The following is a 22,619-nucleotide window of genomic DNA, read 5'->3' on the forward strand; positions in this document are numbered from 1 at the left end:
TTAAACAAGTAAGAAATAAAGGACAAAGGCAAAAGTTGCTACCCACATCAAAGGCTTGATCTTCTTGATTTGACCAGTTACCGCAGCAACGAGTACATAGGCAATAAAGCCCATACCGATGCCGTTGGAAATGGAGTAGGTAAAAGGAATGCCTGCAACGATCATGAATGCAGGGAAGCCCTGGAGAACATCTCGCCAGTCGATGTCAGCCACATCAGTCATCATCAAAAAGCCAACAACAACAAGAGCGCCACAGGTGGCAGCAGAGCTGATGATGGCAATAACGGGAGAGAAGAAAGCAGCAAGAATAAAGAGTACACCCGTTGCAACAGAGGTCAAACCAGTGCGACCACCATCAGCTGCACCAGATGCAGACTCGACAAAAGTTGTAATAGAAGAAGCACCAAGCAGGCCGCCCATAGCAGCTGCAGCAGAGTCAACAATCAAAATCTCACGAATGTTTTCAACAGAGCCATCCTCATTGAGGAACTCACCCTGTTTTGCAACAGCCATAGCGGTGCCCATGGTGTCAAAGAAGTCAGACATCATCAGCGAGAAAGCAAAGACAAGCAAAACGGGGGTGGTCATCACTTTGACAATACCTGTCAAGCCGTTGGCATCAGCTAAGAAAGGTGCGCCAAAGGAAGAAAAATCGAGACCAGAAACGATGCCCGTAGGAGCCTGAGTAACGCCTAGAGGTATGCCAGCAAGCACCGCGATAAGAATGCCCCATAGCAGAGAACCGGGCACTTTTTTCACATACAAAATGATAGAAGCAACAATAGAAATCATGCCAACGATAAAGACTGGTTCAGTTACTTTACCGAGGGCAACCATAGTTGCCTCATTGGCAACGATAATGCCTCCGTCCTTAAGGCCAATCATCGCAATAAAGAGGCCAAGACCAACGGAGATGGCATGACGCAAAGAAACAGGAATTGCATCCATGATTGCTTCGCGTAAGCCGCAAAGAACGAGCACCAGAATAGCGATGCCCTCAATGAAGACTACTGCCATTGCAGCATGCCAGTCGTTGCCAGCAATAGCGGTGAGCGAAAAGGCAACAACGGCATTGATGCCCATACCAGAAGCACAAGCCAAGGGCCTATTAGCAAAAACGCCCATTAAGATGGTCATGAGGCCTGCACCGAGACAAGTTGCAGTGACAGCCGCAGTGACAGGTACACCTGCAGCTGCAAGTAGCGAGGGATTGACTGCGATGATATAAGCCATCGCAAGGAATGTCGTCAGGCCAGCACGAATTTCCTGACCAGTTGACGACCCCCTCTCTGCAAACTTGAAGAAGTTCTCCATTACTTTCCCCTTCCCTTTTTGGAAAACATGCTGTCAAACCTAAAAGACAGCAGTATTTCAAGGCACGCCAGCCGCGCCTCAAAATCAAGTATTAATTGGTGCCACTTGATCCAAAACCAGCAGCACCACGATCCGTCTCATCAAGTTCGTCTACTTCGACAAGCTCAACAATAGGAACTTTTTGAATAACGAGTTGTGCAATGCGTTCCCCACGCTCAATTACGAGGGGCTTATGAGGATCTAGATTAATAGCAACTACTTTGAGTTCGCCACGATAGTGGCTATCCACCAAACCAGGAGTATTTGCCATAGAAAGACCTTCGCGCAAAGAACGACCACTGCGAGGTTGGACAAAACCTGCATAGCCTTCTGGAATAGCAATGGCAAGGCCAGTAGAAACAAGTCGACGCTCAAGAGGAGCTAGAGTAAGTGATTCACTTGCACGCAAATCAAGACCTGCGTCGCCTTGATAAGCATAGGTAGGAAGTTCAACAGAAGGATCAAGGCGCTTAATAGGCAATGAGATATGCTCAGAGGTCACTGTGCAAGACTCCTTAGCTCTTCGTAAAATTCATCTACATCTTTAAAGTCGCGATATACAGAAGCAAATCGAACGTAGGCCACTTTGTCAATATCGCGAAGCTTAACCAAAACTAGTCTGCCAAGATCTTGAGACAAAACCTCGGTTTGTCCCTGATCTCGCAAGTCTGCTTCAATATCACCAATGAGCTCGTCGAGAGTTTCGATACTGATATTTCGTTTGACGGTAGCAGCAAGCAATCCGCGCATAAGCTTTTGGCGGTCGAAAGTCTCTTTGGTGCCATCTTTCTTGACAACAAGAAGCGGTACTTCTTCACGACGCTCATAAGTTGTAAAGCGATAGCCACACCCTACACATTCACGACGCCTTCTAATAGCATCAGCGCTTTCAGATGGACGGGAGTCAACTACTTTGGACTCCTCACAGCCACATTTTGGGCAGCGCATCGAGCTCCTTTGTGATAGTGCCATTAAAACCAGTCACAAACTTTACACGATGTGCAAACAAAATAAAGGCAAAAACACAAATTGAAACACTATACCTAGGGTTTGGTAACAGAAGTACATACAAGTAAGACAAACTAAGCAGGAACAGATAAGTTCATTCCCACTGATAATGATTGAGCATCTATATTATTGAGCTGCTCAATTAAACGAAGTGTCTCGGAAGTACTCATACCTTTAATCTGATGAGATTCAGAGATAGACCAGAGTGAATCCCCTGGCTGAACCGTAGTTGTGGCATAACGAAGGTTGAGTTGAGCTGTAGCAATACGATTTGCATCTAACTGATCGCTGATATATAAACTCGCAGCAAACGTAATAACAACAACAACTAGTGCAGCAAAAATAGTAAAGCGATACGAGCGCTGTTGAACAGTGCTTTGGTGTAAATCAGTGCGAGTTGACGGACAGCTTGTTGCGCAATCTTTACCGCCCTGGATAAGCGTAAACGTGGTGCGACGGTATTGAGGCGTCAACGCAGAAGAACCTGCCGTTTCATAGCTATAGTTTGTGTTGCTGCGGTAGTTCATCTTTTTCTCCTCCCGTTGCTTACGCATATCTTCTCATGGCAGGTGGACACCAAAATGAGATACGAACATATGTGCGTAGAACAACTGTACTCTATTATGAATATATAAGAGAACATGTCAAGAGAAAAAGAACATCTGTTTTATTTTTCTTCGCAATGCTTTATACTGCTTTTAGCATCAAAGGAGGCGGCATGAGCAACAAGCAACTGAGCAAAAGACAGCGTGCGATTTACGAATTTATCTGCAGTTATACCAAGGAGCATTCCTATCCTCCTTCGGTACGTGAAATTGGCACTGCAGTTGGCCTTGCGTCTCCCTCGACTGTTCATACGCATCTCAAGATTCTTGAGCAACATGGCTACATAACAAGGGATTCCAATAAGCCTCGCACCATTGAGGTTGTCGAAAGCGAAGATACTTCCTCGGCAAAATTAGTTGAGGTTTCTCAGGATTTGTCTGCCGATATCATTAAATTGCCGCTGGTGGGTCGTGTGGCAGCAGGTATTCCTATCTTGGCCGAGCAAAATGTTGAAGATACGCTTTCTTTGCCCACAAGCATTGTGGGAGATGCAAGTTCTTTTGTGCTTCGCGTGCATGGCAGTTCAATGATTAACGCAGGCATTTTCGATGGCGATTATATTATTGTCAAAGAGCAGCATGATGCCCATGATGGCGAGATTGTTGTGGCTCTTATTGATGACTCTGCCACGGTAAAAACGTTCTATCGCGAAAAAGAGCACATTCGCCTTCAGCCTGAAAATGATTTAATGCAACCCATTTATATTCGCAATCCCACTATTTTGGGTAAGGTTACCGGCCTTATTCGTCAGATGTAATTATGCCGAGTTACCACGCAACGCAAGATACTCATCAAGATGGCCCTAAGTCTTTACACTTGGGGCGTCTTTATACCCTAGATGCCATTCGTGGCTTCACCATCATTTCGATGGTTGTCTTTCACGCGTGTTATGATTTGCAATTCTTACAGGGAAAGTTTCTTTTTTTCTTTCAAGCACCTTTTATTGATATATGGCGCGCTTCAATATCTTGGGTTTTCCTCATAATAGCTGGCCTAAGCTGCAGCCTCTCAAGAAATAATCTCTATAGAGCGCTCCGTTATGGTCTTTTAGCGTTTGTAATATGGCTGGCAACCACCTTGGCTGCAGTAGATGCAGCCATTAATTTTGGCATCATTTTTTGTATGGCCGTATCCACTTTTATTGCCTGGTTAATCGAACAGACCATCCTTGCAAAACGTTGGAATTATATTCAGCTTGTTGCCTGCGTCATGCTTTTCTTATTTTGTCTTCCACTTGCAGCTGGTTTTGTGAGCATAGGTCAAGTAAAACTCATGCTACCCACATGTTTATATCAAAGTGAATGGCTTTCTTGGTTAGGATTTCCTGGACCTCATTTTGTATCGGGAGATTATTATCCCCTACTTCCCTATGGCCTTCTTTATATGGCGGGAGCACATCTTGGGTGGCAATGGAAGAAATCGGAATATCCTGAGTGGCTTTTTCGATACCGCTGCAAACTGCTTGAGTGGATAGGTCGCCATCCTCTACAGATTTATATCCTCCATCAGCCTATCATTTTGTTGCTCTGCTATGCCTTATAACAGGTCTTTGTCAGTAGCTTTCTCCTCGATTTGGTAAGGCTGAAGTGCTGCTGCCATCTGCTTGTCGGCCTTTACCGTGATTAACACACCACTTTGTTCGTACCTCTCACTAATCATCTGACAGCGCTCGTGTATACGAGCAAGCAAAGCTCCTCTGTCGTAGGGCACGCATGCGGTCAAAGTACTTTGCCCTGTAGCTGCTTCTTGCGCAATACGATATAACAAGCCTCGCAGTCCCCAACCCTGTTGAGCAGAGATGGCCACAGAACCAGCTTCGGTCGTTTCAATGGTATGTATCGCATCATCAGCAAGCAGATCACATTTGTTGTAAACCAAAACAGTAGGAATGTGATCGGCCTTAATCTGCTCTAATACCTGACGCACCGCTATAATTTGCCGTTTTGCATTGGGATCCGCTGCATCTACAACAAGCAAAATAAGATCTGCAGATACAACCTCAGCGAGCGTAGACTTAAACGCTTCGACCAAAGTGGTCGGTAGCTTTTGAATAAAGCCAACCGTATCAGTAAGAGTAATTTTTCGACCTTCCTCAAGGGAAAGAGAGCGTGTTGTGGGATCTAGGGTGGCAAACAGTTCATCTTTGGCGTACACCTCAGAGCCAGTCAAACGATTCAAAATTGTTGATTTGCCAGCATTGGTATAACCCACGAGCGCAACACTCCATACACCCGAACTCCAGCGAGCTTTACTTTGTATGCTGCGTCTTTGATCAAGATTCTTAAGTTCTCGACGAAGCGTAGAAATACGTGCACGAATCAAACGACGGTCAACTTCAAGCTGAGATTCTCCCATGCCAAAACGGCTACCAATACCGCCACGTGTGGAGTCGCCAGCAAGATGACTCCACATGCCACGAAGTCTTGGATAGAGATATTGCAGCTGAGCTAGCTGCACCTGCAATCTACCTTCACGAGTTTTTGCATGGCGTCCAAAAATATCCAAGATGAGTGCCGTGCGGTCAATAACTTTGGTAGGTTCTCCGATAAGTCGTTCAAGATTGGACTGTTGAGATGGCGAGAGTTCGTCATCAAAAATAACAATATCAATATCAAGAGCTGCTACAAGACGCTTGAGCTCAAGAGCTTTTCCTGAGCCAATAAACGTGCGTGAAATAGGCGTATCAAGTTTTTGTGTAACGCGGGTAATAACTTCTGCACCATCAGTTTGGGCAAGTCGTTCGAGCTCATCAAGGGACTCTTCCAAGGGCCAATCACTCTTGCCTAAATCTACACCCACAATAATGGCGCGTTCAGGTACAAATTCAGTTGAGCGCAGATTAAATCTTGGCACTCAGGTCACCTGTTTCTGTAGAAAGATATGCTTTGTAAGCTCTGAGGATTTGCTTCGTTGCTTCTTCTTCGGATAGTGTTTCAAAATCAAGCCACTGTACACGCCCATCATGTTCGAACCAAGAGATTTGGCGTTTGGCGTATTGACGTGTCTTAATGATGACTTGTTCTTTTGCTTCTTTAAGCGTACAGACACCATTGAGATAGTCTAGAACTTGTCGGTAACCAATTGCTTGCTTTGAAGTAAGTGCTGTTTCCAAACCTTGTTGTTGCAAGCGAAGTACCTCATCTACTAAGCCCGCATCAAACATCTGATGGACACGCTGTTCAATGCGTTGATGTAAATGTGAACGGTCACGCTTGATGCCCCAAATGAGACAGTCGTAATGAGTTTTGCGTGTGTGCAAGCCAGCATGTTGTTGGGCATATGAAATGCCCTCATCAGACATCTCAAGCGCTCTCACTACACGCTTTACATTACAAGGATGGATAAGTTTGGCGCTCTCGGGATCCCGATTTTCTAGCACATGGTAGAGGGCCTCTGCTCCCTTTTGTATGGCTAACTGCTCATACGCCGCACGAGAAGCTCCCCCTGTAGAGCCTGCAGGAAAGTCCATCTCATCAATAACAGCATTGAGATACAAGCCCGTACCACCACAAAGTACGGGAGTTTTATGAGCAGTTAGAAGATTTTCAATTTCCTTGCGTGCAGCTTTTTGAAAAAGGCGGGCTGAATATGCTTCACCGATTTCGGCTACATCAACCATCAGCAAAGGGCAGCGTCGTTCTGAGATAGCGGTCTTAGCCGTGCCTATATCCATCCCTTTGTATATCTGCATAGCATCGATTGAAATGACAGCAGAGGTCAAGGCAAGAGCTACATTTTCAGCAAGAGAGCTTTTACCAGAAGCTGTAGGACCAACAATCGCAATAAGAGGATTGCACTGACTCATCGGGCTGCACCTACCATGCTGCCGCGCAAATACCAGGTACGAGCCTCCTCCACGTGCACATCACAAAGCTTGCCAATAAATTCGTCAGGCATTCGTCCTTCAGGTAAATCAAATAGCACCGTTTGATTGTGTGGGCTGTGACCCGTCAAAACTCGTGCATTACGTTTTGAAGTACCTTCTACTAAGGACTCTACCATGCGTCCCTGATAAGGAACGTTTGCCTCATAAGCACGCTGTTCAATGCGTTTAGCGAGGCGATCAAAGCGATCTTGAATTTCTTCATGAGTTGTCTTGATTTCCATACGAGCAGCAGGTGTGCCAGGACGAGGTGAATAGATAAAGGTATACGCCGTATCAAAACCTGCTTCATCTACCAGTGAAAGCGTCTCAAGAAAGTCCTCTTCAGTCTCTCCGGGAAATCCGACAATGATATCGGTAGAAAGCGTAATATCCGGTATGGCCACGCGCAAACGACGAGTCAAATCAAGATATTCATCTCTGGTATAACTACGGTTCATGGCCTTAAGAATGCGCGTTGATCCAGACTGTACTGCCAAGTGTAGCTGCGGCATTACAGCAGCGGTCTCTGCCATAGCAGCAATAGTTTCATCGCTCAGATCTTTGGGGTTAGAAGAAGTAAAGCGAATACGCTCAATTCCAGTCTTGCCTACCTCACGCAACAGCTCAGCAAAACGAGGTTTGCCATAAAGGTCACGACCATAGCTGTTGACATTTTGGCCTAACAAACAGATTTCACGTACGCCATCTGCAACGAGATGCTGACATTCATCAACAATGCGCTCTAAGATGCGACTTTTTTCACGTCCACGCACATACGGTACGATGCAGTACGTGCAGAAGTTATTACAGCCACTCATGATGGGCACCCATGCATGAAAACTATTTGCACGCCTGCTGGGAAGCTCGGTAGAAAAGCCCCGTCCTGCTTCCTGAATATCTACCTCAGGAACATTTGAATCACGTTGAAGAGCATGTTCAATTAGCCCTGGAAGCTCAGCTATGGCACTGGTGCCAAAGACAACATCCACGCCAGGGATATGCGTCCGAATATCCTCTCCATCGCGTTGTGCAATGCAACCACCTATTGCCACAATCCTTCGACCTGAAGGAGGTTTAGGAGCACTCACCATAGAAGATGCTTGACCATAAAGACGCTGGTCAGCATTTTCGCGTACAGCGCAGGTCATATAAACTACAATGTCGGCTTCTTCAGGCGTAGCCACGACAATGCATCCACAACTATCTAAAAGGCCAGCTACTCGCTCGCTGTCATGGAGATTCATCTGGCAACCGAAAGTTTTTACAAAATAAGTACGACCTGTCAAAGCGTGATTTTCTAGCGTCATAAATCAACCCCATAATCGTCAGAATGCATGACTACAGGAAGAGACTGTGAATTACCCCCAAGAGTTATGGGATGAACATATATGGCAATACGTACTGCCGTTCGCGATTGACCGCCAATTTCGATATCGGCAAAGGTGGGAGCACAACTAATATCAGTACCTGTAGGAATGAGAAAGCCTCGAGCAATGGCAACAGCTTTTATAGCTTGATTGACAGCACCAGCACCAACTGCCTGCATTTGGCAAGGAACGCCGTCTTTGACCATACCTGCGATAGCACCTGCTACCGATGCGGGTGAAGACTTACTTGAGACCTTCAAAAATTCCATTTGGTGCTCCTGCAATCAAACTGCTGTATTTAAGTATCCAATGAGTGTGTCTATTAGTGCTACCTGCGGTATTTTATCCTACGATGAATCTAATCTATAACGCAAGCAAAAAGTATTTAATCCCCACCTGCCAATTCAAAACTCACAGTGACCCTACCTTTTCCTGCATTTATTCGAGGTGCAGAAGCCAGCTCTAGATAGTAGCGTTGTGCCAAAAAAGCAAAATCGCGTTCCATGAGACGAGAAAATTCTTCAGCATCTTGCGGAGTAATACGTAATCCGCGTTGATCCTTTTTAAGGTCTATCTGTTTGTTGGTGGTAGAGGCAAAACGAGAATGACTGAGGCGGGCATAGACGCTACGAAGTGGTTTGATAGCACCAGAAAGTATGCGATGAGCGGTACGCTCAGAAATATTCAGCCCAAGCTCAGCTGCCACCCTTGCAAGTTCGCTTGCATCCGCTGCCTCATGGATACGTTCAAGTAGCTGGAGTTCATCGAGGCTCTCAAGGAATAAGAGCTTGGTAGCCTCTAGCTGGGGGCGAGCTTTTTTGCGGGCAGTGGCAACAATGTCTGCAGCAGAACCAAGAAATACTTCGCAGACTCCCCTCTCTTCGAGGGCAAATTCCGCACAGGCACGAATGATATTGTGGGGCCCGCGTAGTATGGTTTGTTCATCCTCATCGCTGTCCATGACAGGCCATGTTGACTGATCTGCTTTTTCAGCAATTTTATTGATATTAGATACAACCTGTATCGAGCTTCCCTTGCCAGGAGCAGAACAAATGACACGGGCTGAATCCGCATTGGTACGTACTGAATACAAAGCCATACCACGACCATGGACGCCCCAGCGATCCATATGCATCGTTTCGAGCTTCGAAGTAACACGAGCATCAAAAATGCGCTCTTGTAGCTCAAAAGGAATACCTGTGCCATCGTCCAATATGGTAATAGTGCGTCGATCACCTTCGCGAGATGTGGCAACATAAATATGATTTGCTCCCGCATCGCGTGCATTGCGCAAAAGTTCCACTATGACATCCTCAACATTGCGAATGTCATGCGCAGCCTGTCTACGCTCTGCTTCATCAACGCGAAGACGAACAAAGCCTTGGCCAAGACTTTCTTCGACTCTCAGACCTTTACCTGCGACCTGAGCTACAAATTCTGCAAGATCAGAGGAACTCTCTACCATAAAGGAAGGCCTACTTGGCTACGTCTACTGCGCGAGACTCACGAATAACAACCACTCTAACCTGTCCGGGATATTCCATCTCATTTTCAATTTGCTGGGCAATATCGTGAGCGAGGACCACCGACTCGACATCGCTAATCTTTTCGGGCTTGACCATAACATGCAACTCACGACCAGCCTGCATGGCATACGTACGCTCAACGCCTTCATGGGAGTTGGAAATTTCTTCAAGACGCTCGAGACGCTTGATGTAGCTTTCAGCAGACTCACGACGAGCACCAGGGCGAGCAGCAGAAATGGCATCTGCAGCTTGCACCAAGACGTCCAAGACCGTCTGAGGTTCCACATCGGCATGATGAGCTTCAATGGCGTGAACAATATCAGCACGCTCACCATAACGCCGGCAAAGATCAGCGCCAATAACAGCGTGAGGACCTTCCACCTCGTGGTCAATAGCCTTACCAATATCATGGAGCAAGCCAGCGCGCTTGGCAGGGGTCGGATCCATACCGAGCTCATTTGCCATAATGCCACAGAGAGATGCCACCTGCACAGAGTGCATGAGTACATTCTGCCCAAAAGAAGTGCGGTATTTGAGAGCACCTAAAACTTTAATGATCTCAGGGTGCAGATCATGAATGCCGGTATCAAATGCAGCAGTTTCTCCTGCCTCTTGGACACGCTCAGAAACAAGCTTTTCTGCCTTGTTGTACATCTCTTCAATACGGGCAGGATGGATACGACCATCCGCAATAAGATTTTCAAGAGCAACACGTGCAGTCTCACGTCGTACGGGATTAAAACTCGAAAGCACCACTGTCTCGGGCGTATCATCGATAACTAATGAGACACCAGAAATCTGCTCAAAAGCACGGATGTTGCGACCTTCGCGGCCAATAATACGGCCTTTAAGGTCGTCGGAGGGGATATGAACACTGGTAACGGTAATCTCACCGGCTTGGTCAGCTGCGCAACGCTGAATTGCCGTAGTAACAATCTCACGAGCGGTTTTATCGGCCTGAGCTTTGATGTGCTGTTCAGAATCACGAAGAATTTGAGCTTCTTCACGTACAGTATCTGCACGAACACGGTCGAGTAGTTCCTGACGGGCGTCTTCCCGCGTCAAAGAAGAAATGCGCTCAAGTTCGCTGCTTTGCTTTTGCACCAAAGCATCGACTTGCCGACTACGACTTTCTATCTGACCCTGAAGACTGGCAAGCTGATGCTCCTTACGATCAAGAGAATCAGAACGTTTATCAAGCAGCTCTTCACGCTGAAGTACGCGCTGCTCCATCTGGTTAATTTCACCTTTGCGCTGCTTTTCCTCAACATCATACTTTTGACGGAGTTGAAGAATTTCTTCGCGAGTTTCTACTTGAGCTGCACGTTTAGCATTTTCTGCATCACGAACAGCATCTTCGGCAATACGCCGAGCCTCAGTCTCAGCTTCACGAATACGTAGCTCAGCCGCTTTAGCTTTAGAATTGGCAGAATTATTAATGACTACATAGGCAATTCCTATGCCTAAAAGTAGGCATACAAAACCTACTGCAAAAAATAATGGACTCATACTTACTCCTCAGGTGGTAAAGCATAATATTCAAAAAAATAAGGGACCTTCATAGGTTCATGAAAAGACCCGCCACCTGACGACGCTCAGTCCCGCAATGAAAAGACATCAATAACAAATAAAACTATTCAATGTCGCATCAAGAACGCGACGAGATCACTCTGGTGACCCTTCAACTTTATGCGCTAGCAGACAAACTGTCAAATTAACGCTTGTAAAATATTTAGATAAAAAGGTGGCATAGGTGCAGATAAACCGCCTATTGTTCCTTTTCAGCTGCTTCTTTAAGAACTCGCTTAACGGCAGGAATTGCATCGCTCATGGCAAACCCCCTGCTCATAAGAAAACGTACGAGCTTTTGAAAATCATTTTTGCCACATAAGCTACGTGTACTCGCAAGTTCATAGGCGCGTTCAGTCTGGTTTTCTAAATCGATAAACTCTTCGGGCCATCCCTCTATTTCATTGAGATTAATACCTTTTAAAGCAAGCTCTTTTTCGATACGTTTAGGACCCCAGCCAACATTAATCTTTGAGCGGATATATAGGGCAGCATAGCGCTGATCGTCGAGCGCTCTCCCCTTTTTGGCATGTTCTATCAGCTCTTCGATAGTCTGCCGAGCATAGCCATCTTCTTGTAATTTGCGACTTGCTTCCATACATGAATAATCACGTCGATTAAGCAGGTTTGCTAATCTCTGTGTTGCGCAACGCTGAGCGATTTCACCTAGCTGATAAAAAAGCTCCGCACGAGAAGTAGGATAAATCTCATCACAATCTAATGACTTTTTGAGTGAGCGGGCTACCGCAACAGGTACCAGTATTTTTTCTTCACCCGAAGAGTCTTCGATGTAAAAAACGCTACCCCTTTTTCGACCGAATGAGGGGTAGTGATTTTTATCTGGAAGCTCAACTCGTATTTCAAAATCTGACATACAAAAACTACTTTGTAGAATCGTCAATGTCAGGAGAAAGATCTTCGGGCATAGTGGGCATCCCTACACGCTCGTCACCCAAAATAAGACCACACGCAATACGCACCTGATTTTCAATCTCATCGCGCAATTCGGGATTGCTAGCCAAGAATTCTTTGGCAGCCTCATGGCCTTGTCCAAGACGTTCTTCGCCGTAGGTATACCAAGAGCCGGACTTGTTGACAATCTTATAGTCAACACCCATATCAAGGACGGAGCCTTCCTTGGAAATGCCCGTGCCATACATAATGTCAAATTCTGCTTGACGGAAAGGAGGCGCAACTTTGTTTTTTACTACCTTGACGCGCACGCGATTGCCAATGATATCACCATCTTTTTTGATGGAGTCCACACGGCGAATATCCATGCGCACCGAAGAGAAGAACTTGAGAGCACGCCCGCCAGGAGTAGTCTCTGGGTTACCAAACATCACACCAATTTTTTCCCGAAGTTGATTGATAAAGATGCAGGTAGTCTGAGACTTAGACAGAGAGCCTGCAAGCTTACGTAAGGCTTGACTCATCAAGCGTGCCTGCAGACCAACCGTAGTGTCGCCAATCTCACCTTCAATCTCTGCTTTAGGTACAAGAGCAGCAACGGAGTCAACAACAACCACATCAATTGCACCAGAACGTACAAGCATGTCGCAAATCTCAAGCGCCTGCTCACCTGTATCAGGCTGAGAAATGAGTACTTCATCAATGTCAACGCCGAGACGCGCTGCATAGCCTGGGTCCAATGCATGCTCCGCATCGATGAAAGCCACCACGCCACCCATCGCCTGGGCTTCAGCCAAAATTTGCAAGGAAAGAGTGGTTTTACCAGAAGATTCAGGGCCATAAATCTCAACTATACGACCACGAGGTACACCGCCAATACCCAATGCAGCATCCAAAGCAAGACTTCCTGTAGGAATAGCCTCTACTTCAAGATCGGGGCCATCATCACCGTAACGCATAATGGCACCATTGCCAAAACGCTTCTGAATTTCTGCAGTGGTACTCTCTATCATCTTGTCACGTTCAGTGCCATACGTTTTGCTATGGACCTCACGAGCAGCGGCTTTTGACTTTGCCATGCCAACCCTTCCCTTTTATTTTGACCATATGCAGTCTAAACGAACAACCGTTCGGTGTCAACGCACACCCCAAGTCTACCTGAGCTTGCAAATACAAAAGAGAACAGTTAAAAGCAAGTATTTGGCAAGTCTGCAACTTTCAGACTGCCATTATCACTAGCAGCAATTTGGACAAAGCTGCCAGAGTTTTTCTCATCTGTTTATGGGGAAATCTATCAAGTAAACAAAAACCTTTTCAAATAGATAGGCATTTTCGTTTAGAACTCATGAACTGCTTCTAAAAGAAGTTGGAGCGCTTGAAGGACTGCTTGCTTGCGCACCATCATACGACCACCATCAAAGTGGCAACAAAGGCTACGCACCATTTGGGAAGAACTCAGACCAAACCAAACGGTTCCAACAGGTTTGCCGGGCTGTGCACCACCAGGGCCTGCTATGCCTGTTACTGAAACAGCCACATCGCAGGAAAGAGCTTTAACTGCTCCATTTGCCATTTGTTGGGCGCACTCTGCAGATACGGCACCCAATTCTGGTGTCGCAAAAATATCTTTTGAGACACCAAGTATGGCTTGTTTGACTGTGATGGCATAGCTCACAATGCCTCCCTTAAGTATCACAGAGGCCCCAGGGATATCGGCAATGCTTGCAACAACAAGGCCTGCTGTACAAGATTCAGCAGTGCCAAGCTGTAAACCTTTTGCCGTCGCATCATGAACAAGTTGAGAAGCAGCCTGTGTGATAGCTTGTTGTAGCTCCTCGTCCTTAGACATTATTTACTCCTCATCAAGCAAATAACGCCAACCTTTGATGAAGTAGTCAATGCCAGACCAAGCGGTAAGTAAAACAGCAGCAAACATAACAATTTGGAAGAATCCCATAAGCGCATTGAATATGATGCCTGCAGATAGTGCGCGTACAACGAGCAAACCAGAAATTGCAATCATAGTGATAGCGGTTTTCCATTTTCCAAGCTCGCTAGCAGCAATAACAACACCTTTGGATGCAATAACCATACGCAAACCAGATACCAAAAATTCTCGAGCAATGATAACAAGGAGTACCCAGCTATTGACCATATGCTGTTCAAGCAGGAAGGAGAGCGCTACCAATACCACGAGTTTATCTGCAATTGGGTCAAGGAATTTACCAAAAGTGGTAATTTCTCCTTTGCTGCGCGCAAGATAGCCATCAAGTTTATCCGTAAGGGAAATTGCTATATAAAAAAGCGCTACGAGGAATGCGGCAAAGGAAAATGTAGCACCGTCCGAGGCAGGCACAGCCTCTGCAACAAAGAGCCATACAGGAATAAACAAAACACGAATACAGGTAACAATGTTTGCAGCAGTCCAAATAGAGCTGCTACGTAAACCCGTCTTGGTATGGGAATCTTTGGTAGCGTTCATCTTAGACTTGGCAGCGGACGTGGCACGACGCTTGCTTGCAGGCCTGCGATTAGCAGGCTTGCGGGGATGATGGGGTCGATCAGAAACCGCCGCAATATCTGATTGAGTATTTTTCTCACGAACAACTGTAGATTTTGGCTCTGGCCTCTTTACCGCCGCTTCTGGATTATGCTCCATTGTTTTTTGTTCATCCATTTTTACTCAGCGCTCCCATCTGACTACTTACAGATAGTTCCATACAGCTCATAACAGACACAATCTACCAGTTCACAGCTAACAATATCACCAACAGAAGCTTCTCCTTGGGCAATATGTACTGCTCCATCAGAATCTGGTGCCTGAAACCACGTATGACCGATAAGCTCAAGTCCATCGTTGCCTTCTTCAATGCCATCAATAATGACATCAACCTGTTCGCCAAGGTGTTTTGCGGTAGCAGCAAAGCCCATTTCGTCAGCTAAATCCTGCAAGCGTTGAGCACGCTCAAGCTTGATGTCTTCAGGTATTTGGTCAGCCATACGTGCACCACGGGTACCTTCCTCGGGTGAATACGCAAAAACCGACGTATAATCAAAGCCTTCCTCCGCCAAAAAATCAAGGAGTTCATCGGCTTCTTCGTCTGTCTCACCAGGAAAACCCGCCATTCCTGTCGTGCGCAGTACCATACCTGGAATTTCTCGCCGCAAATGTGCAAAGAGTTTACTGAGTTGTTCTCTACTTCCAGACCGGCCCATAGATTTGAGTACACGTTCATTACAATGCTGGATAGGAATATCGATATAAGGCAAAATTTCAGGAGTATCACGAATGGTTGCAATCAGCCCTTCGGTCATTCCTTCAGGTTGCAGGTAAAGTACACGAATCCAACCCTTGTAAGGTCGCATAACTTCAGCGGCCTGACGCATAAGAGCTGCGAGTGTAGAGGGCTCCTTAAAATCAGAACCCCAGATGCCCGTGTCTTGGCCAATGAGAACAATTTCACGAACACCACCTTTTGCCAGCTCACTAATTTCAGTCAGAATTTCTGAAGCAGGACGAGAAACATAGCGACCGCGAATAGAGGGAATCGCACAAAAAGCGCAGAAGCGATCACAGCCATCAGAAATTTTTACATAAGCACTTGCACCCGAAATGGTGCGCAGCATATGTCCCGCAAGCTGAGGGGTCTCGCTATCTTTCATTCCTAGAACATCATGTACAACGCTAAGAATATTGTCTTCCTCATCAGTGCGCACAAAAGCGGCGACCTCGGGAAGCTCAGCAGGAAGCGCTGCACCATAGCGTGAAGGAACGCAACCGCACATGATAAGAGGGCAGTTTCGCACTCCCTGTGAGACTGCCTCCGCCAAATCAAGTGTGGTTTCAACAGACTCAGTAGTCGCTGAGGCCAAAAAAGAGCAGGTATTAATCAAAGCTACGTCTGCATCGGTACTCTCTTGAGTTTCTGTAAGACCGCCTGCCAAGAGCAGAGAACGCATACGATCACTATCGACTTCATTTTTTGCACAGCCGAGCGTAACTATCAAAAACTTTTTTTCTTTTGCATCGTTTTTGGTCAATATTGCTTCGACAGTTTGGACTTTGTCCACAGTTACACCTATCTCAAATCGTTATTGTTGGTCAGTATCTGACGTAGATTGTTCCTCGGAACTTATACCGCCTTGGTTGGTAGAATTGCCGTTTTTGCTGGGACTTTTTTTATCGTTGTCCTTAGTAGCTTTTTCATCATTTGTAGCAGGTCCATCGATAGTAACCGAACCCACACCAGAAGCTTTTTGATCAAAGCTTTGCACCTTGCCATTACGCGTAACCGTAACAGCCGTAGGATCAGAAACCTCTACCTGCATCGCTTTGGTTACATTGTATGTAGCAGACCAAGGACCCGTAAGAGTGTCTGCTTCTTTATTTTCACCATCTACCGTTACTTCAACCCAGCTCACACCACCATCTGCAATAGCTACCGTAACCTCAACTTTCGTCTCGCTCTTCTGTGTCTTTGCTACCTCCGGAACATTGAGCTCAGAACCCGTGTCGGTATTTGACTGATGAGCATCAGTAGTAGATCGATCACTCTCATCAGTTTTTTTAGTCTCGGTTGTAGAAACAGCAACGGTATTGCTACGGCCATTTGAAGCCATATTTGAAGTACAAGACGTCACTGACGAAATAATGAGCATAAACAAGATAACTGCCAGCACCAAAAGAATGATAACAATGAGCTTCATATTGTCAGAAAAAATATTCGATATCATACCAAGCAGACCTTGGGGCTGTTGAGGACGTCTGTTGCGTCTATTGGGATTTTGAGAAGAAGTTCTCCGCTGCTGCCTGCGAACATTAGGGCGCTGAGCATCAACAAGAGGCCGTGCACCTGCACGTCCTGCTCCAGCAGATGCCATCTGATAGGGATTCGCTTGGTCGTCATAACGCAAATCATCGATATAGTCAGTAGGCTCAACCCTACGTCGAGTAACATAATCGCGTTCAGGACGTGGAAGCGCAGTGGGAGCTGCATGATTTTCTGTCTGAATCGGGACACGAGGACGATAACCTGACCGCTGTCGCTGCGGACGTGCTAACGCAAGCCGATTGTCATGACTAGAGTCACCATAGCCATCAACTCGCAGCTGATCTCTGCCACGTGCACGCTGAGCTTGGGCACGCGCTGCACGTCGAGGTTCTGAGGTATCTGGAGGAAGCATGGTATAGCGCTTTTCTCCGCCTTCCAGACGTCCACGAACATCTTGGGTTTGATTGTCGTAGGAGCTATAGCCGCCACTATTGGATTGTTCATAACTGCGAGAATGTACAGAAGAAACGGTCGAAAATCCAGCGAGGTCACCTGCATATCCACCAGAAGTAGGTAACAAGCCACGAGCGCCAGAATTTTCACGCTCGGTGCGACTTCGACGTGTCTCTACGGGCATGCGCGCACCATCACCCAAGCCACGTCTTCGTGATTGATGATCGCCTCCCGACTGATAATCAGCTAAATCAGAAGCAAATTGACGTGTTAAACGCTGGGCATCGAGACCAAGGTAGTTTGCGTAAGAGGCAAGCATACCTTGGGCATAGCCACTTTTGGGCATGTCATCCCAACAACCATCTTCAAAAGCAATAATAACCTGCTCTTTAAGTCGAAGAACACGAGAGGCCTGTGCAGTGCTGATGCCCAGCTCGCGTCTGCGACGATACAATATTTCGCTAAAGCGAGGTCTAGCCATCTCTTACACCTCCCGGAATTTTTGCTCTGCTTCCTTCAATTGCTCTAGCCCGTCTTCATCAAGAAGAACTTCACGTGGCTTGGAGCCGTCAGGAGGACCTACTATACCTTTGGCAGCAAGCATATCCATAATGCGTCCTGCTCTAGCGTATCCCACCTTGAGCCGGCGTTGAAGTCCACTGGTCGAACCTAGCTGAGATTCCACGACAATTTGCGCTGCTTGCCATACCAAAGGATCATCGTCATCGTCACCTGTTGACGCACCATTACTAGGCTGACCAGGAACCACCTGAGTAAGAATTTCCTCATGGTAATCGGGCTCACCCTGATCACACCAATGCGCAACAACAGATTCAATCTCAGCGTCAGCAACATAGCAACCAAGAATGCGCCGTGTACGATGGCCTCGGAACTTAAAAAGCATGTCACCATTACCTAACAGGCGATCGGCACCCGTCTGGTCAAGAATGACACGCGAGTCCATGCTCGAGGCAACTGAAAGCGCAATACGGGTCTCAATATTGGACTTAATAAGACCTGTTACCACATCAGCTGAAGGGCGCTGGGTAGCAAGCACAAGATGAATACCTGCTGCACGCGCAAGTTGAGCAATGCGAACAATAGATGCTTCAACGTCTTTGCCAGCAACCATCATAAGGTCAGAAAGCTCATCGATAATGATGACCATAAAGGGCATGGGCTCAGGTGGATTATCCATCTCGGAGAGCTTACCTGTGGTACACATCTCGTTATAAATGGTGATATTTCGAGCACCTGCGCGTTCAAATACCTTGAGCCTACGCTCCATCTCAGATACTGCCCACTGAAGTGCACTCGCGGCTTGACGTGGCTCGGTTACCACGGGTACGTAGAGGTGTGGAAGACCGTTATAGCCCGAGAACTCTACACGCTTCGGGTCAACCAAAATGAGCCGAACCTGCTTGGGTGTATCACGCATCAAGATAGACATAATAAGACTGTTAATCATTACAGACTTACCCGAACCCGTAGAACCTGCTACCAGTAAGTGTGGCATTTTGGCCAAGTCTGCAATAACTGCTTTGCCGCCTGCATCGCGACCAACCGCAAATTCCAGTGGACCGCCCTTGGCATAAGGTAAAACATCACCGATGCAGACACTTTCGCGTTTCTTGTTGGGAATTTCGATACCAACTCGCGAAGTGCCAGGAATGGGTGCAAAAATACGCACGGATTCAGCTGCTAAGGTGAGTGCAATATCATCCTCAAGATTAACAATTTTATTTACTCGCTCGCCCTCCCCCATTTCTACTTGAAATGTGGTAACAAGAGGACCAGAAACGTAGTCAACAACTTTGCTGCTAAGACCAAATTCGGACAGAGTTGACTGAAGTCTACGCATAGTTGAGGTTAGCTCAGCATCGGTTGATGCACTTTGGGCGCTATGAGGATTAGAGGAAAGCATCTCAAAGGACGGAAGTTTAAACTCCTGGGTGGAATCCCCGGGACGTGCATGAATAGATTGTGCTTGAGTACGTACGTTTACCGCCGAAGACGTAGGCGCTTTGGACTGCTTACGCTGAGCCTTGGGAGTCTTAAGGCTCTCAGTAGTTGTAGCTGATGCGTCTGCGTCATAGGGCAGTTCGTCCTGCTCAACAAACTGCGCACGTAAAAACTCAGGGATAGAAGGAGTTTTGTCTTTTTTGAACTTGGAATCAGACTTTCTAGAACGCGTCAAACGCTGGGTGAGCTGAGTTTGTTGTGTTGTCTCCTCTGCATCATCTTCAACAACATTTACGGGTTCGGAACTTGCAATCGGTTTTTTATGACGACGCAACACCGTAGTTTTGCGCGCACCAATAAAACTAGTTGCTGGAGTGGTGGGATCAGACTCGGAAGCATCCGCCCATTCATCTTGGCCAGCCCAATCTTGCTCGATGACAGGCGAGGCGGCAGCACGCGCGTTTCGACGCTCAATGCGCTTCTGTGCGCGTTCTGCTTTGCGCTGCCGAAGCTCTTCAAAATGACGCTCACGAGCTTCTTGCAAACTACTACCCGCATCCGAAGCTTTTGCCTTGATATGCGCAATGGCACCTGAGATAGAAAAGCCACAGACGACAAGACCAACAAGAATAATGCCGCTGAGCAATACCACACCTACGCCAAAGCCCACACTCTTCAGCAAGCCCCAAGCAATTGCCCCACCTACATAGCCACCACGGTTAAACAAAACTTCTTTTGACAAGACAAGGTCAGGATCTGCTTCGCCTCCAGGAAAGCTCAGTGACATAAGACTCAAAATAGCCAGCAGCATCAACGAAAGGCCTAGGGCAACATGACCCGAGAGGGGCCCATGTCCATCAGCAAAAAATGTAAGAGCAAACAAAGCAATACTGAGGGGACATAAAAGTGCACCCCTACCAAAGAGCCAACTTAAGAACTCTCCTGCCTTTTGGGTTACTGGGGCAGGTGTGGTCAGCAGCAAAGCTACAGCCATGGCTGCTGCAAGTGCAAGGAGCAAAACACCAATAATGTCGTTTGCCTCAGCGCTACGGGGTGTAGGAGCTTGCTTTGCCGCACGCCTCACACCCTGACGTTGACGTCCTTGTCTGCCCCGCAACTCTGCTGCGTTTGATCTGCGTCTTGAGGGCATTAGACCTCCATTACCACCGGAATCACCATAGGTCTTGTATGGGTACGCGACCAAATGAAGTTAGAAAGACTACCACGAACTGTACGGCGAATCTGGTCAACACTTGCGCCCTTCGATTGTGCCTGGCGCTCAACCGTCTGACGCACGTTGGCTGTGGCATCACTCATGAGAGCCTCATCGGCCGCATATGCAACACCACGAGCAGAGAACTCAATATCGTTTGCCTTGTGACTCCTCTTTCCTACCGTCACAACCACAGTAATGATACCGTCCTCGCTGAGCTTTTGCCTGTCACGGAAGAGGATGGGGTCAACATTTGAAATGCTGAGGCCATCAACATATATCAAACCGGATTCGACACCTTTACCCCAACGTAACTTGCCATCAACAACCTCAAGCGCATCTCCATTATTGGCAATAAAGATATGATCTTTGGGCATACCCATTGCCATGGCAAGTTTTGCGTGCGCTGCAAGATGCACTGCTTCACCATGGACGGGTGCAAAGTAGTGTGGCTTGCAAAGCGCAAGCATAAGTTTGAGCTCTTCTTGGCGTGCATGACCTGAGACATGCACCGTTGCGTTAGTCTTGTCATAGATGGTGCAACCTATTTTGGTAAGGGCGTTGATAATACCCTGTACGCTTTTCTCGTTACCAGGAACAGGCGTTGCAGAAATAATCACGGTGTCATTCGCAGTAATTTGTAGTGACTTATGATCACCTGTTGCCATACGACCAAGGGCGCTCATAGGCTCGCCTTGACTACCAGTACACATCACTACAACTTTGTCGTCAGGAATCTCTCCAATTTCAAACGCATCGATGAGATTTTTTTCGTCTACATGTAAATACCCAAGTTCTCGAGCAACCCTCGTATTGGTCACCATGGACCGCCCTGTCACCACAACTTTGCGACCAACAGAGGTGGCGGCATCACAAACCTGCTGGATTCTATGGATGTGGCTGGAGAAGCTCGCCACAAATACCCTGCCAGGAGCATTCTTAATGATATGGCGCAGGGTCGGACCAACCGTTGCTTCACTTGGTGTAAAGCCTGGTTGGGTGGCGTTAGTAGAATCTGATAGCAACAAATCGATACCCATAGTGGCAAAGCGAGAGATAGCTTGGAAATTGGTTCGCACGCCATCAATGGGCGTCTGATCGAGTTTAAAGTCACAGGTGTGCAACACTGAGCCTGCTGGTGTACGAATATATACACCAAGAGCACCTGGGATAGAGTGTGTTACCGAGAAGAAATCGATAGAGAAGTTGCCCAGATTGATGTGAGTACCATTTTGAACCTCGCGAAAACGAGGAGAGTTAATTTTGTGCTCAGCAAGCTTGCCTTCGACAATACCCAAGGTCATCTTGCTGGAATAAATTGGCACTTTGTGGTTGAGATCAGCCAAAAGATATGGCAAAGCGCCCGTATGGTCCTCGTGACCATGGGTAATAAGTATGCCTCGAAGCTTGTGCTCGTTTTCGAGCACATAGCTATAGTCTGGCAAAATCAAATCAATTCCAGGCTGGTTGTCTTCGGGAAACATTAAACCAGCATCGAGCAAAATCATGTCATCGCCATACTCAAAGGCAGTCATGTTCTTGCCAATACCGTCCAAGCCTCCCAAAGGAATAATCCTTAAGGGAGTTTGTTTTTTAGCCATATGTGTTCGTATTCCTTTCACATGTACCCAATAAAAATATATGCAGCTGCTTTAGCAGCTAAACTTTCTTGTTTATTAGTCATTGTAAGACTAGCAAGACTTTGATGCTTGCGCCGCTTGCACTCTCATACCAACCGCTCGCCGAGACTACACAAAAGTCGTAGTTTTATGGGATCTTTTTGGGTATGAAAGAAGTAACAACGTAGTCGAGAGTGTTACTGAGAACGGAGGTGGTTCCGATGTACAGAGCAGTGGAAGAGGCTTCTGAGCAGGATGAAATGGCGGCTTCCCATTTCGTTTCCCAGAACCACTCCTCCGATGTAACCTCTGCCTTTTAGTACACGCTAGATAGCGTACAGTTTGAGAGTAGTTACTCTTTAGCAGAGAAGCCAGCATTGTAGGAGTTGGTTCT

Annotated in this window: 20 protein-coding genes; 2 read left to right on the plus strand and 18 right to left on the minus strand. The window is 46.9% G+C overall.

Annotated elements, in window-relative coordinates; translation table 11 throughout:
* The 4 genes from BN4314_RS07785 to BN4314_RS07800 form a co-directional block, all read right to left on the minus strand.
* On the minus strand, nucleotides 1-1,314 hold the full coding sequence (locus BN4314_RS07785) for an NCS2 family permease (protein ID WP_021735319.1): 1,314 nt from the start codon (nucleotides 1,312-1,314) through the stop codon (nucleotides 1-3).
* Between the two features lie 91 nt (nucleotides 1,315-1,405).
* A complete protein-coding gene (gene dut, locus BN4314_RS07790) occupies nucleotides 1,406-1,855 on the minus strand; it encodes a dUTP diphosphatase (RefSeq protein ID WP_068540699.1) in 450 nt (149 codons plus the stop codon).
* Entirely contained in the window at nucleotides 1,852-2,301 is a 450-nt protein-coding gene (nrdR, locus tag BN4314_RS07795) for a transcriptional regulator NrdR (RefSeq protein ID WP_021735427.1), read from the minus strand. Before nrdR ends, dut begins: the two co-directional genes overlap by 4 nt.
* Nucleotides 2,302-2,435: 134 nt before the next feature.
* Nucleotides 2,436-2,888 carry a LysM peptidoglycan-binding domain-containing protein gene (locus BN4314_RS07800; protein WP_068540700.1) on the minus strand — a complete coding sequence of 151 codons (453 nt, stop codon included), beginning with the start codon at nucleotides 2,886-2,888 and terminating at the stop codon, nucleotides 2,436-2,438.
* A 191-nt stretch (nucleotides 2,889-3,079) separates the two neighbouring features.
* Between BN4314_RS07800 and lexA the strand changes: the two genes are divergently transcribed.
* Nucleotides 3,080-3,724: a transcriptional repressor LexA gene (gene lexA, locus BN4314_RS07805; RefSeq protein WP_021735446.1), complete on the plus strand. Its 645-nt coding sequence runs from the start codon at nucleotides 3,080-3,082 to the stop codon at nucleotides 3,722-3,724.
* A 2-nt stretch (nucleotides 3,725-3,726) separates the two neighbouring features.
* Entirely contained in the window at nucleotides 3,727-4,509 is a 783-nt protein-coding gene (locus BN4314_RS07810) for a heparan-alpha-glucosaminide N-acetyltransferase (protein WP_082911232.1), read from the plus strand.
* On the opposite strand, the gene hflX is transcribed toward BN4314_RS07810, so the two are convergent.
* The 14 genes from hflX to BN4314_RS07880 all read right to left on the minus strand — a co-directional run bounded on the left by hflX (nucleotide 4,504) and on the right by BN4314_RS07880 (nucleotide 22,207).
* Nucleotides 4,504-5,820 (minus strand): GTPase HflX, encoded by a 1,317-nt coding sequence (gene hflX / locus BN4314_RS07815; protein ID WP_068540702.1) that lies wholly within the window; start codon nucleotides 5,818-5,820, stop codon nucleotides 4,504-4,506. The two genes, BN4314_RS07810 and hflX, sit on opposite strands and share 6 nt — an antisense overlap.
* Nucleotides 5,807-6,772 carry a tRNA (adenosine(37)-N6)-dimethylallyltransferase MiaA gene (gene miaA, locus BN4314_RS07820; protein ID WP_021735389.1) on the minus strand — a complete coding sequence of 322 codons (966 nt, stop codon included), beginning with the start codon at nucleotides 6,770-6,772 and terminating at the stop codon, nucleotides 5,807-5,809. Before miaA ends, hflX begins: the two co-directional genes overlap by 14 nt.
* Complete coding sequence (miaB, locus tag BN4314_RS07825; protein ID WP_021735374.1) at nucleotides 6,769-8,139, minus strand: tRNA (N6-isopentenyl adenosine(37)-C2)-methylthiotransferase MiaB; 1,371 nt, start codon at nucleotides 8,137-8,139, stop codon at nucleotides 6,769-6,771. The genes miaA and miaB overlap by 4 nt, the downstream gene beginning before the upstream one ends.
* Nucleotides 8,136-8,468 carry a stage V sporulation protein S gene (locus BN4314_RS07830; protein WP_021735433.1) on the minus strand — a complete coding sequence of 111 codons (333 nt, stop codon included), beginning with the start codon at nucleotides 8,466-8,468 and terminating at the stop codon, nucleotides 8,136-8,138. Before BN4314_RS07830 ends, miaB begins: the two co-directional genes overlap by 4 nt.
* 116 nt (nucleotides 8,469-8,584) lie before the next feature.
* Nucleotides 8,585-9,664 (minus strand): ATP-binding protein, encoded by a 1,080-nt coding sequence (locus BN4314_RS07835; protein ID WP_068540704.1) that lies wholly within the window; start codon nucleotides 9,662-9,664, stop codon nucleotides 8,585-8,587.
* A 10-nt stretch (nucleotides 9,665-9,674) separates the two neighbouring features.
* A complete protein-coding gene (rny, locus tag BN4314_RS07840) occupies nucleotides 9,675-11,234 on the minus strand; it encodes a ribonuclease Y (protein ID WP_021735466.1) in 1,560 nt (519 codons plus the stop codon).
* A 259-nt stretch (nucleotides 11,235-11,493) separates the two neighbouring features.
* Entirely contained in the window at nucleotides 11,494-12,168 is a 675-nt protein-coding gene (locus tag BN4314_RS07845; protein WP_068540705.1) for a regulatory protein RecX, read from the minus strand.
* A 7-nt stretch (nucleotides 12,169-12,175) separates the two neighbouring features.
* Complete coding sequence (gene recA, locus BN4314_RS07850) at nucleotides 12,176-13,285, minus strand: recombinase RecA (RefSeq protein WP_068540707.1); 1,110 nt, start codon at nucleotides 13,283-13,285, stop codon at nucleotides 12,176-12,178.
* A gap of 257 nt (nucleotides 13,286-13,542) precedes the next feature.
* Nucleotides 13,543-14,055: a CinA family protein gene (locus BN4314_RS07855; RefSeq protein ID WP_068540709.1), complete on the minus strand. Its 513-nt coding sequence runs from the start codon at nucleotides 14,053-14,055 to the stop codon at nucleotides 13,543-13,545.
* A 3-nt stretch (nucleotides 14,056-14,058) separates the two neighbouring features.
* Nucleotides 14,059-14,688: a CDP-diacylglycerol--glycerol-3-phosphate 3-phosphatidyltransferase gene (gene pgsA / locus BN4314_RS07860; protein WP_051333097.1), complete on the minus strand. Its 630-nt coding sequence runs from the start codon at nucleotides 14,686-14,688 to the stop codon at nucleotides 14,059-14,061.
* 218 nt (nucleotides 14,689-14,906) lie between these two features.
* Nucleotides 14,907-16,250: a 30S ribosomal protein S12 methylthiotransferase RimO gene (gene rimO, locus BN4314_RS07865; RefSeq protein WP_068540938.1), complete on the minus strand. Its 1,344-nt coding sequence runs from the start codon at nucleotides 16,248-16,250 to the stop codon at nucleotides 14,907-14,909.
* A 48-nt stretch (nucleotides 16,251-16,298) separates the two neighbouring features.
* Nucleotides 16,299-17,912: a helix-turn-helix domain-containing protein gene (locus BN4314_RS07870; RefSeq protein WP_068540711.1), complete on the minus strand. Its 1,614-nt coding sequence runs from the start codon at nucleotides 17,910-17,912 to the stop codon at nucleotides 16,299-16,301.
* A gap of 3 nt (nucleotides 17,913-17,915) precedes the next feature.
* Entirely contained in the window at nucleotides 17,916-20,543 is a 2,628-nt protein-coding gene (locus BN4314_RS07875) for an FtsK/SpoIIIE family DNA translocase (protein ID WP_068540712.1), read from the minus strand.
* Nucleotides 20,543-22,207, minus strand: a complete 1,665-nt coding sequence (locus BN4314_RS07880) for a ribonuclease J (RefSeq protein WP_068540714.1) — start codon at nucleotides 22,205-22,207, stop codon at nucleotides 20,543-20,545. Before BN4314_RS07880 ends, BN4314_RS07875 begins: the two co-directional genes overlap by 1 nt.
* Nucleotides 22,208-22,619 lie beyond the last annotated feature (412 nt).

The organism is Olegusella massiliensis (assembly GCF_900078545.1).
GTDB lineage: Bacteria > Actinomycetota > Coriobacteriia > Coriobacteriales > Atopobiaceae > Olegusella > Olegusella massiliensis.